This window comes from Pedobacter ginsengisoli, assembly GCF_030244015.1.
Lineage (GTDB): Bacteria > Bacteroidota > Bacteroidia > Sphingobacteriales > Sphingobacteriaceae > Pedobacter > Pedobacter ginsengisoli.
Map to the genome: position 1 here is coordinate 215,188 of NZ_JASSYX010000002.1, position 12,538 is coordinate 227,725.

At 43.2% G+C, this 12,538-nt stretch carries 11 protein-coding genes; all 11 read left to right on the top strand.

Features of this window, described 5'->3' with window-relative positions; translation table 11 throughout:
- Nucleotides 1-7 precede the first annotated feature (7 nt).
- The 11 genes from QEP08_RS08105 to QEP08_RS08155 all read left to right on the top strand — a co-directional run bounded on the left by QEP08_RS08105 (nucleotide 8) and on the right by QEP08_RS08155 (nucleotide 12,503).
- Nucleotides 8-961: an NAD-dependent epimerase/dehydratase family protein gene (locus QEP08_RS08105; RefSeq protein ID WP_285057190.1), complete on the top strand. Its 954-nt coding sequence runs from the start codon at nucleotides 8-10 to the stop codon at nucleotides 959-961.
- 101 nt (nucleotides 962-1,062) lie between these two features.
- Nucleotides 1,063-1,557, top strand: coding sequence for a DinB family protein (locus tag QEP08_RS08110; RefSeq protein ID WP_285057192.1), 495 nt, complete (start codon nucleotides 1,063-1,065; stop codon nucleotides 1,555-1,557).
- 131 nt (nucleotides 1,558-1,688) lie between these two features.
- Nucleotides 1,689-2,468 (top strand): NYN domain-containing protein, encoded by a 780-nt coding sequence (locus QEP08_RS08115; RefSeq protein ID WP_285057193.1) that lies wholly within the window; start codon nucleotides 1,689-1,691, stop codon nucleotides 2,466-2,468.
- A 25-nt stretch (nucleotides 2,469-2,493) separates the two neighbouring features.
- Nucleotides 2,494-3,594, top strand: coding sequence for an acyltransferase family protein (locus QEP08_RS08120; RefSeq protein ID WP_285057195.1), 1,101 nt, complete (start codon nucleotides 2,494-2,496; stop codon nucleotides 3,592-3,594).
- Nucleotides 3,595-3,689: 95 nt separating this feature from the next.
- Complete coding sequence (ligD, locus tag QEP08_RS08125) at nucleotides 3,690-6,257, top strand: DNA ligase D (RefSeq protein ID WP_285057197.1); 2,568 nt, start codon at nucleotides 3,690-3,692, stop codon at nucleotides 6,255-6,257.
- A 103-nt stretch (nucleotides 6,258-6,360) separates the two neighbouring features.
- Nucleotides 6,361-6,966 (top strand): TetR/AcrR family transcriptional regulator, encoded by a 606-nt coding sequence (locus QEP08_RS08130; RefSeq protein ID WP_285057199.1) that lies wholly within the window; start codon nucleotides 6,361-6,363, stop codon nucleotides 6,964-6,966.
- Between the two features lie 78 nt (nucleotides 6,967-7,044).
- The gene (locus QEP08_RS08135) at nucleotides 7,045-7,476 is read left to right on the top strand and encodes a DoxX family protein (RefSeq protein WP_285057201.1); all 432 of its coding nucleotides are present in this window, start codon (nucleotides 7,045-7,047) and stop codon (nucleotides 7,474-7,476) included.
- 46 nt (nucleotides 7,477-7,522) lie between these two features.
- Nucleotides 7,523-8,122 carry an LEA/WHy family protein gene (locus QEP08_RS08140; RefSeq protein WP_285057204.1) on the top strand — a complete coding sequence of 200 codons (600 nt, stop codon included), beginning with the start codon at nucleotides 7,523-7,525 and terminating at the stop codon, nucleotides 8,120-8,122.
- Between the two features lie 96 nt (nucleotides 8,123-8,218).
- Entirely contained in the window at nucleotides 8,219-10,660 is a 2,442-nt protein-coding gene (locus QEP08_RS08145; RefSeq protein WP_285057205.1) for a PIG-L family deacetylase, read from the top strand.
- 11 nt (nucleotides 10,661-10,671) lie between these two features.
- Entirely contained in the window at nucleotides 10,672-10,812 is a 141-nt protein-coding gene (locus QEP08_RS08150) for a hypothetical protein (RefSeq protein WP_285057206.1), read from the top strand.
- A complete protein-coding gene (locus QEP08_RS08155; protein ID WP_285057207.1) occupies nucleotides 10,809-12,503 on the top strand; it encodes a sodium:solute symporter family protein in 1,695 nt (564 codons plus the stop codon). Before QEP08_RS08150 ends, QEP08_RS08155 begins: the two co-directional genes overlap by 4 nt.
- Nucleotides 12,504-12,538: the final 35 nt, after the last annotated feature.

Genomic DNA, 12,538 nt, shown 5'->3' on the forward strand with positions numbered 1-12,538 from the left:
ATTTAATATGAAACAAACTGAAAAAATGTTAGTGATAGGGGCCTGTGGCCAGATAGGCAGGGAATTGACTGTAGCGTTGAGAAAACAATTTTCCAGACATTGTGTGATAGCAGCAGATATACAGCCCGAAGATAAAATTGATCTGGAGATATATCCTTACAAGCAATTGAATGTATTGGACAAAGAAAAGCTGGAGGCGTTGATCATGGAGGAGAAGATCACACAGATCTACCACCTCGCTGCGATGCTTTCAGCAAATGCTGAGCTTAATCCGCAGGCAGCCTGGCGGCTGAATATGGACAGCCTGCTCAGTGTATTGGATCTGTCCGTAAAATATCGGGTAAAAAAGGTATTCTGGCCAAGCAGTATCGCGGTTTTCGGACCGGATTCGCCGAAGAAAAATTGTCCCCAGCAGGGCATTACCGAGCCAGCGACCATTTACGGGATCAGCAAAGCTGCCGGAGAGTACTGGTGCAAATATTACTTTGAAAAATATGGACTGGATGTACGCAGCTTACGTTATCCCGGACTGATTGGTTATACTGCCGCACCGGGCGGTGGCACTACCGATTATGCGGTTGATATTTTTCATCATGCGATAAAAGGAGAAACTTTTACGTGTTTTTTAAAAGAAGATACCGCATTGCCCATGATGTATATGCACGATGCCATACGCGCCACTTTGGAACTCATGGATGCCTCCGGAGATCAGCTTCAGGTACGGACATCTTACAATCTCGGGGCATTGAGTTTTACTCCGAAGGAAATTTATGAGGAGATTGAAAAGGAGGTTCCCGGGTTTATGATTCATTATGCTTCTGATTTCAGACAGCAAATAGCGGAGAGCTGGCCGCAAAGTGTCGATGATTCGCAGGCCACAAAAGATTGGTGCTGGCAACCCGCTTATGATCTGAAAAGAATGGTTTCAGAGATGTTGAGCAAGCTCAGTATTTTGTCATGATCACCCCCTTTGTTTGTCGTTTTGCGACCGTGTTATTTTAAGACAGGATGTCTAATTTAGAGGTAAATAATCACATCAGTTTAACCATTAAATAAAAACTTATGGAAACCAAAACCGCTAGCAGCAGAATGGAAGGATTACTAACATTATTTGACATGCAGACTACTTTTTTTGCACGTGCGATCGAAGGAATCTCAGAAGAAGATATGCACAGCCGGCTAAACACGAAAGCAAATCATATGGCCTGGCTTACAGGTTCGTTGGTGGCGCAGCGCTATTATATCATTAAAGAGTCGCATCCTGAACTTAAACAGACCGGAGCGGATCTTTTTGAAGACAATAAGGGCATTCAGGATGGAGCAAGGTATCCTTCCAATGCGGAATATTTAAAGGATTGGGAAAAAGTTAGCCCTATCGCCCGCGAGGTACTGGTTAGTGCTACCGACGAAAAACTGGACAGTGTCATTGACATGGGATTCATGAAAATGAGCTATTATGAGTTGATCTCTTTTACGATATACCGGGAGGCGAGTATCATTGGTCAGCTGGCGTTGTGGCGCAGGCTTTTGGACTACCCTGCATTGCGGTATGATTAGGATATCATAGCGCGTTACCCGTAGCCAGTTTCGCGGGCGCTTGATAGACTCCATCTTAAGATATGGCTGAAGGTTTCTGATGTAATTTAATAAAGAATGATTTATATATTGCATTACCTTAACTAAGTTTTATGGAGAAGAAAACAGAACGCATCGCAATTCTCATAGATGGTGACAACGCACAGGCAAAATTATTGAAAGCGATTTTAGAGGAGGTTGCCAAGTATGGCAAGGTCACGATCAGACGAATATACGGTGATTGGACACAGCACAATATGAATAGCTGGAAGGATCTGCTAAACGAACTGTCTTTTACGCCCATTCAAAAATTTAGCTATACCTCAGGTAAAAATTCGACGGACGGGGCCTTGATCATTGATGCGATGGATATTCTGCACAATGGGGTTGTGGATGGTTTTTGTATCGTATCTAGTGACAGCGATTATACCGGACTTGCAAAAAGAATAAGAGAAGAAGGCGTTTTTGTGATGGGGATAGGGGTTAAGACAACTCCGACGGCGTTTGTACAGTCTTGTGAGATATTCACTTTTACTGACAATATTGTTCAGGAGGCCGTTATAGAAAAGCAAATAGAGGCTTCGTCAGCTAAAAAGGTAAATAAGCGTGTGAAGGCAGTCAGTAAGGCGGTACCGGAAGCTGTCAAGTTTACCAAAGTCAAGCTTGATCTGATAGACAGGGCTTATTTTATGGCTACTCCTGAAGATACCGGAATTTTGGTTGCGGTCCTTGGAACTAATCTTAGGAAAATTGATCCCAGTTTTGATACCAGGGCACATGGCTTTCAGACCCTGACAAGGTTACTTGAAAGTTTAGATCAGTATGAGATTTATAAGCCGGATAGCAGTGGGTTGGGTCAGCCGTTTGTAAGAAGAAAGCAGCGGGGAAAGTGATCGTGCACATATGAAAACTGACAGCATGGATTTGAAACCCAACAGACTTTTATCCCTTGATTTTATGCGGGGACTGATCATGGTGCTGCTTGCACTGGAAAGTACCAGTTTGTACAGGCGATTGACAGTGCAGGCGGAGGGAACCTTTCTGCATGGCGTTATGTTGCAGTTTGAGCATCATGAATGGCATGGTTTGCGTTTTTGGGATCTGATACAGCCGGGTTTTATGTTTATTGCAGGTACTGCACTTGCTTACTCGCTGTCAAAGCAATATCAAAACGGATTGTCCTGGGGACAATCACTGATAAAAGCTTTGAAAAGAAGCGGCTGGCTGTTCTTTTGGGGTGTGCTGGATTATGCGGTTCGCGAAAACGGATTGTCATTTGAACTGTGGGATGTGCTCACCCAGTTGTCGTTCACCCTATTGATCGCTTTTTTAATCTACCGCTGGTCAGCTTTATCGCAATTGCTGGTCAGCATTGGATTTCTTCTGCTCACTGAAATATTGTACAGGTACACGCATATCAGCGGTTTTGACCAGCCGTTTACCGATCAGAAAAATTTTGGAAATTATATGGATCTGATCTTAATGAATAAGATCAATTTGGGTGGTTGGGTGGCCATTAATTGTTTGCCTACGGCAGCTCATACCATTTGGGGGATGATGGCTGGAAAAATCTTATTGAATAGCCGGTTGGTTTCAGGAAAGCTAAAGACCCTGGTCATTGCCGGCATCTGCTGTTTGTTATCGGGATACGTTTTGGATGTGGCTGACATTACCCCTATAATCAAAAAGATTGCTACAAGTTCGTTTGTCCTGGTTTCGGGTGGCTGGTGTCTGTTAATGCTTGCATTTTTATATTGGTGGATCGATGTGCTTGATCATAAAAGTTATTTGTCTTTCTTTCTGATCATCGGGATGAATTCCATCTTTATTTACCTGTTTTTCGAAATTGTCGGTGCACGCTGGTTCAATGGTTATGTTTTTGCAGTAACCGGAGGTCTGATGGAGCTGGTCAGTATTCCGGGACATATTTCGGAACTGATATCCTGTTTGTGCATTTTCGCTTTGGAATGGGGACTTTGTTATTTTCTTTACAAAAAGCGAATCTTTTTTAGGGCGTAACCGCAGGGCTTTTTGTTAATTTAGTGGTGATGGAGGTTTGGAGAATGCAAACCATAGTCTTTTTTAACTGTTGTAACTGATGTAAAACGTCGGTTATGAGCCTGGAAAAATACGTCAAAAAAAGAGATTTCACCAAGACCAAAGAGCCCGGTTCAGGGAAAAAAACGATCGGGGCTGATCAATCGGCAGCAAAATCTAAATTGATATTTGTTGTACAACGACATCATGCGTCAAGATTGCATTACGACTTCAGACTGGAAATGGCCGGAGTGCTCAAGAGCTGGGCCGTGCCCAAAGGACCTTCTTTAAATCCTCAGGACAAACGGTTGGCTATGATGGTTGAAGATCATCCTTATGCCTACCGGACCTTTGAAGGTACTATTCCTACCGGAAATTATGGTGCAGGTGCGGTGGATATTTTTGATCAGGGCTGGTATGAGGCACTGGATAAGGGATCGGAAAATGATCTGCTGAAAGATCTTCATGCGGGAAGTTTGAAATTTAAATTGCATGGCAAGATTCTGAAGGGGGAGTTTGCCCTGGTGAAAATAAAAAGCGCCGAAGATAACGCATGGCTCTTAATCAAACATAATGATGACTATGCGGTTAAAAAGGCATTTGACAGCGAAGACCTGGTCAGTGCAGCGGTAAAGAAAAAAGGACTTGATTTTAAAAAGGAAGCTAAAAAAGAAAAGAATACAGTTGTACAGGACGTAGCGGATCAGGACGCAGAAGAAAAAATTCAAGAGGCCCCTGCTGAAAATATGGAGGAGATCGATTATAGGCCTATGCTGGCGAAGTTGTCCGACAGACTGTTTGATGATGCAGCCTGGATATATGAGAAAAAGCTAGACGGATATCGTGCGTTGGCTTATGTCAAAGCTAGAGGCGGTGTGAAACTGATTTCGAGAAACGGGATAGACTTTGGAACAAAATACAAAGCGGTGTCTGATGCGCTTGCTGGATTAGGTTTGGATGCGGTCATAGACGGGGAACTGGCTGTAGAGGATAAAAATGGTCGGAGCTATTTTCAGAAATTGCAGAACTATAAGGCAGATACCGAAAAAATAACGCTTAAGTTCTATGTGTTTGATCTGCTGGCTTTAAACGGTCATGATATCAGAAATATGGAACTGCTGAAGCGCAAAGAGCTGCTGCAAAAGCTGATCGGGGGCCTGAATAATCCATCCGTAATTTATAACGGGCATATTCAGGGAAAAACCAGGGACCTTCTGGCCGAAGCTGAGAAACAGGGTTGGGAAGGAGTTATAGCCAAGCATGCGGAGAGTACTTATATAAGTAATAAGCGCACAGACCTGTGGCTTAAGTTTAAGCTTCAGAACACGCAGGAAGCCGTGATCATCGGCTATTCTAAACCTTCAGGGGGCAGGCATTATTTTGGCTCGCTTGCCCTGGGGATGTACCAGGGGTCTGAGCTGATATATATAGGAAATTGCGGTACTGGATTTAATGAGGAAACGCTAAAGGATGTATTCGGTAAAATGAAGCGACTGGTGCAGAAAAGCAAACCTGTAAAGGATGATGTGCATAAGGAAAGAGAATTTACCTGGTTGAAACCGGAACTCGTATGTGATGTGACTTATTCTGAATGGACAGAAGATGAGCACTTGAGACATCCGGTATTTAAGGGGCTGCGTATTGATAAAGAACAGGATAAAGTGGTGAGAGAGGTACCTGCTGAAAATAAGAATAACGATGCAAATGATATGGAAGGTCTAACGGATAGTATTAAGAAGGAGGAAAAGGAACTGGTTTTTGGTAAGAAAAAGGTGAAGCTGACTAATCTGAACAAAATTTACTGGCCAAAAGAGCAGATCACAAAGGGCAGGCTTATCAAGTATTACGGTGAGGTGAAGGATTACATTTTACCTTATCTGAAGGACAGGCCGCTGTCGCTGAACAGACATCCTAATGGTATTGGGGAACCCGGCTTTTTCCAAAAAGACCTGGATCTGGATAAGGTACCGAAATGGATAAAATCAGTACCGCTTTATTCGGAAAGTAATGATAAGGATATAGATTACCTGGTTTGTAATGACGAGGCAACATTGTTATGGATGGTCAACCTGGGTTGTATAGAGATCAATCCCTGGCTTAGCAGGTATAAAAAGCCCGATCATCCGCTGTATGCAGTGCTGGACCTGGATCCGCATGATATTGATTTTAAAGAGGCCGTCAAGGTGGCGCTTTCGGCCAAGTCATTGCTGGATAAAATGAAGATCACGGCATTTATTAAAACATCGGGCTCAAAAGGACTGCATATATTTATTCCCGTGGGGGACAAATATGATTACGACATTACCAAGGATTTTATAAAGTACCTTGGACAATTATTGCTGGATAAACATCCGGATACGACCAGTCTGGAGCGTAGTCCTTCCAAACGGAAAAACAAGATCTACCTTGATTTCCTTCAAAACAGAAGGGGGCAAACTATAGCCGCGCCTTATTCTGCAAGGCCGAAACCAGGTGCTATGGTTTCGACTCCGCTGGATTGGGAGGAAGTGAATGAGGACCTTGATCTGAAAAATTATACCATATTTAATACTATGGACAGACTGAAAAAGAAGGGGGACCTGTGGAAGAATATCTTGGTTATAAAAAATGATCTTTTTAAGGCTTTAAAAAAGTTAAGAGAATAAATGTGGATGATTTGTTGGATTAACGTCAGAAATCCGTAAACGCTTTTAATAATGTGATGAAGATGTTACTTTTGTTAACACTGTTAATTAATTTTAAAGTAGTATGGGCATCGCAGAACGCAAAATAAGGCAAAAGGAAGAATTCAGGACAAGTATACTCGAAGCGGCCTGGCTGCAGGTACTTGCTGACGGCTGGCAGTCTTTATCCATCAGAAAAATAGCAGATGCGATAGAGTATAGTATCCCGGTGATCTACAATCATTTTGAAAATAAAGAAGCTATTTTGCTTGAGTTCACGAAAGAAGGCTTTCAGAAGCTGGCAGATGCCTTGCAATCTGTAAAAGATCAGCACACTGATCCTTCTGCACAGCTCGAGGCCATTGCCCATGCTTACTGGGATTTTGCGTTTGAAAATAAAGAGTATTATCAGCTTATGTTTGGATTGGGAATACCCGCTTGTGACCGGGTAAATCAGGTTGTGGAGATGAAGACCATGTCCATGGTCATGATCACGACAATACAGGACGCGATAGCTGGCAGCAAGAACAGGGATGTCGATTATTTTTTAAAATACCATACTTATTTTTCTATACTTCACGGACTGGTGTCTATACAGATGATTGAAAAAGCAGGCAAGCCGGATGCGGAGAAAAAAATGATCCTTCAGGATGCAATTTCAGGCTTTATTAATTCTCTTGTTGTCAGATAGTACCTAATTTCATTATATTCCCCTTCAAAAATAATATGATACCAAATTGTCTGTTAAACCAATAAAATAAACGCCTATATGAGAAGACTATTCAATACCAATTTTAACAACGAAAGTGTGCACTTTATGCTGTTGATCCTGCGTGTAGCAGTTGGAGCTTTCATGCTTGTTCACGGTTATCAGAAACTGCAGTGGATTTTAGCGGGCGGAGAACTTCAGTTTGCTAATCCAATTGGCCTGGGTGTTCCGGTGTCTTTGTACCTAACGGTATTTGCAGAATTTTTCTGTTCCATATTACTGATCCTTGGAATGGCAACAAGACTGGCGACAATTCCATTGATCATTCTCATGCTGGTTGCAGTCTTTATTGTGCATGCTCCTGATGGTTTTGATAAGAAAGAGCTGGGCTTACATTTTCTGGTTGTCTATTTATTTCTGCTGGTAGCAGGTCCGGGAAAATACAGCATCGACCGGTTTATCAATCCGGGTCCGGGCAGACGCAGACGCTAATTTGACCTGAGCATCATTTAATGTATATTATTTCGTTATAGCTGTTATGAAGAGGATTTTATTAGTTTGCCTGACGGCTATCGCAGTTTCTGGTTGTGGAATTAACAAGCAGGCGCAACAGATCAAGGCACTTGAAAAATGTAAATACAGGATTACTTCAGCTGAGCAGATCATGGTGGCAGGTACTGATGTAAAAAAGTTGATGGGTGGACAGGATATGGACCTGGGAAGTTTACCGGGCCTGGCTTTCGGTCTGCTAAGAAAAGATGTACCCCTTAAGGCACGTCTGAACCTGGAGGTTACCAACCCGACGGCTAATGATGCAGCGATTAATGAGTTTGAATATAAAATCCTGATCAACAAACAGGAATTGGCCAATGGTTTTATAAACCAGGTGGTAAATGTCGTTGCGGGCGGCTCTACTACAGTACCGGTGGCTATGGAGGTGAATATTTATCCTTTTATCTCCAATAACAAAGTGATGGGAGAGATCAGCGAGTTCATTAAAAGCAGTAAAGGCGGCCCTGAAAAGAAGGGAATGCTTACGCTCAAAATCAGGCCTAGTATTAAGGTAGGCAATGCGCTGATCAAGTACCCCGGTTTTATTACCATAGATAAAGAAGTAAGCAGCAAAATTCTCCTATAAGAACTGTAGTATTTTTGCAGGATTGTTACGGAGTTTAATTTGCATTGAACAGGAGATTAAGGATTTTTAAGTAATTTCGGACTTTACGATCCGAATATGAGACTTAATATATACCTGTTCTTCATGATTGCAACATGCCCGCTTTTTGTCAAAGCGCAGAGCATGCAGCAATTAAATGCTGCGGAAATCAAACAAGGCCTGCAGGCCTTGAATGTAACCGGTAGTGTGCTTTACATTGCGGCCCATCCTGATGATGAAAATACCCGTTTGTTAACTTATCTGGCCAAGGAAAAGAAAGTACGCACGGGTTATTTGTCCCTGACAAGGGGTGATGGTGGTCAGAATTTAATTGGCAACGAACAGGCGGAATTGCTGGGGCTGATCCGTACACAAGAATTGCTCGCGGCACGTCGTATGGATGGTGCTGAGCAGTTCTTTACCCGTGCCAATGATTTTGGCTTTTCCAAAAATTCTGAAGAAAGTTTCAAGATATGGGGCAAGGCAAAGATTCTTGCTGATGTGGTCTGGGTGATCCGTAAGTTTCAGCCGGATTTGATCATCACCAGGTTTCCCGAAGATTCCCGTGCCGGGCATGGCCATCACTCTGGGTCAGCTATCCTGGCGCATGAAGCCTTTGCTGCTGCTGCTGATCCAAAACAGTTTCCGGAACAGCTTGCCTTTGTGAAGCCCTGGCAGGCTAAACGTATCTTTTGGAACACATTTAATTTTGGCGGCAACAATACGACTTCGGATGACCAGTTGAAAGTTGATGTGGGTTCGTATAATGCACTGTTAGGCAAAAGTTATGGTGAGATCGCCGCGGAAAGCCGTTCTAACCACAGGAGCCAGGGTTTCGGTTCATCAAGACAGCGGGGGTCCGGACTGGAGTTCTTTACCCCCGTGGCGGGTGATGCGGCTCAGAAAGATATTTTCGAAGGGATTGATTTTACGTTAAACCGGAATCCGGGAAGTGCTGCCGCACAGCAATTACTGGATGATATCAACGCGACATATGATGTGGCTGATCCCTCAAAATCGGTTATCAAATTGTTAAAGCTTAAAGCACTGGTTAAAGGTAAACCTTTTAAACAGGCGCAATTGGATGACCTCATCCTGGCATGTGCGGGCATCTGGCTGGAAAGTGCAGCAGAAAATTCGGCTTATGCAATTGGTGATGATGTTAGTGTCAGGGTGCAGGGGATAGCCAGGGTCAAAGAAGGGTTTGCATTGCCCATCAGTGTCATAGAAAGCAATTCGGGTGCTTCTTTTGCGCTTAAGCCCAATCAGTTTGTGTCCCAGGATAAAAAAATCTCTTCTGTCAATGCAAGAATTACTCAGCCTTACTGGCTGGAAAAGGAGCACGGTATTGGTGCTTATGTCGTTGATTCCCTTTCAAAAATAGGACTGGCGGAAAATCCTGTAGGTTTAAGTGGTTTGTTTGAAGTAAAGATAGGTGATGAAGTGATAGAAAAACAGTTGCCTGTTGTTTATAAATACACAGACCAGGTGCGGGGTGAGATCTATCAGCCGCTTGTTATTGCTCCTCCGGTAACAGCAACACCTGGAGACAGGTCTTTTATCTTTAATGGCAATGAACCTAAAAAGATCAGCCTGATGTTAAAGGCTTTTAAGGATAATGCTTCCGGGGTGCTTGAGCCTAAGGTTCCGGCAGGATGGAAAGTAGTACCTGCAAAGATGGATTTTACGATTGCAGGAAAAGGCGAGGAGCAGCGTGCTGATTTTACAGTTACTCCGGCCGGAGGAGTTTCGGAGGGTGTTTTTTCGCTCAATGTGGTCGTAGGTGGTAAAAATTATCATCAGGGTCTGCATGTTATCAATTATGAGCATATCCCGGTTCAGACCTTATTTCCTTTAACACAGGCAAAAATGAGCAGAATAGACCTGAAGTTTGCCGGTAAACGCATCGGATACATCGCAGGTGCGGGAGATATGGTAGCTGAGTCAATGAAACAAGTAGGATACAATGTTGAGAATTTGAGTGTAAATCAGCTGATTAACGGAGACCTTTCTATTTATGATGCGATATTGACGGGAGTGAGATTGTATAATGTGGATGAACAAATGCGGATCATACAGCCACGATTGATGAAGTATGTGGAAGAGGGCGGGACCTTGCTGGTCCAGTATAATGTGAATTCACCGCTGCGGATCAATAACCTGGGTCCTTTTCCTTTCGGATTGTCAAGAGACCGTGTGACGGAAGAGGATGCGAAAGTGACTTTACTGTCTCCGGACCATCCGGCATTGAATTATCCCAATAAGATCACTAACAAGGATTTTGAGGGCTGGGTCCAGGAAAGGGGTTTGTATTTTGTGGCCAATATGGACCAGAAATACACACCGTTGCTGAGTATGAATGATAGTGGTGAATCTGCTAAGAATGGTTCGCTGATCGTAGCAGAATATGGCAAAGGAAGATATGTATATACAGGGATTTCATTCTTCAGACAGCTGCCCGCCGGGGTGCCCGGGGCTTATCGTTTGTTTGTCAACCTGTTGTCCGGAAAGAAAAATTAACAGAACTAGCCATGAAGCCTGAAAACCAATTGCAAAATGAACAGGAACTGCCTCCATTCGTAAAAACCTGGCGCCAGTTTTACAGGCTGCTGATTAGCTGGCTGGTCTTCCTGATCTTTATATTTTACGCATTTACAAAATACTTCGAATGAGTGCTATAGACTGGGCAGTATTGGTACTTACACTCGTCGTAATTGTGGTGTATGGCATTTATAAAAGCAGGGGTGAACAGAACATTCATGGCTATCTGCTCGGAAATCAAAGCCTGCCATGGTACCATGTCTGCCTGTCTGTAATGGCAACGCAAGCCAGTGCAATCACTTTTTTGTCTGCACCGGGACTTGCGTATTCCTCAGGGATGAGCTTTGTTCAGTTTTATTTTGGACTGCCATTGGCCATGATCGTGTTGTGTATCACGTTTGTTCCTATATTCCACCGGTTGAAGGTCTATACCGCATATGAATACCTGGAGCAAAGATTTGACTTGAAGACCAGGGCGCTGACCGCTTTTTTGTTTTTGGTACAAAGAGGGCTTTCTACAGGAATTACGATCTATGCGCCTTCCATTATCTTATCTACTATATTAAATATAAATACTACTTACACCACTTTATTTATTGGCAGTCTGGTGGTATTTTATACCGTATATGGGGGGACCAAGGCAGTTTCCTATACTCAAATGCTACAGATGAGCATTATTTTTTGCGGTCTGTTTGCAGCCGGAGCCATGGTGGTGCATTTGCTGCCTGCCAATATAGGTTTTGTAAAGGCCATTAGCATTGCCGGTAAGATGGGAAGGACCAATGCAATAGACCTGACTTTTGACCCCAATAACAGGTATACCTTATGGACTGGCCTGCTTGGCGGTTTCTTTTTGCAGTTGTCTTATTTCGGAACGGACCAAAGCCAGGTAGGCCGGTATCTTTCGGGAGCATCGGTAAGTCAGAGCAGGCTGGGCTTGCTGATGAACGGGTTGGTGAAAATCCCCATGCAGTTCCTGATCCTGCTGATCGGTGTATTGGTGTTTACATTTTATCAGTACAACAAGCCTCCTGTTTTCTTTAATAGCTTCGAGCTTAACAAGCTGGAAAAAAGTAAATATAATCCTGAGCTGAATAAGATCAAAGCAGAATACAGTCTCATTCATAAGGAAAAAGAAATTGCCGTCAATAAGATGAATGCGGCGTTGGATAAGGATGATGCAGGATTGGTAGATGACCAAAGAAAGGTATTGCAGGAAGCTGATCAAAAGGAAAAATCGATTAAGAAGCAGGTTACTGACTTAATGGTTAAGAATGATAAACACGCAAACACCGATGACAATAACTATATCTTTTTGAGTTTTGTGACCCAGTACCTTCCCCGGGGCCTGATCGGCTTGCTCATTGCTATTATTTTCCTGGCTTCCATGGGATCAACCGCAAGTGCGCTGAATTCGCTGGCTTCTACAACGGTGATCGATATCTATAAAAGGCTGATAAAAAAAGACGCTTCAGACCATGAATATCTGCAGGTATCCAGACTGGCAACGGTATTTTGGGGCATAGTTTGTATTGTTATGGCTTTGTACGCAAGCAAGATTGGTAATTTACTGGAGGCAGTAAATATACTTGGGTCATATATTTATGGGACAATCCTTGGTGTTTTTCTGGTGGCGTTTTATGTAAAGTCTGTCAACGGCCGGGCAGTTTTTTTTGGTGCTGTCCTCACAGAGATTGTGGTGACCCTGTTGGGCTGGAATGAAGTGGTGGCTTATTTATGGCTGAATGTCATCGGATGTATGCTGGTGATATTTTTCTCCCTGATCATTCAGGCTGTTATAAAACATAAAAAAAGTGCCTGATGCCTTTCATAGCATCAGGCACTTTATCCTTATAT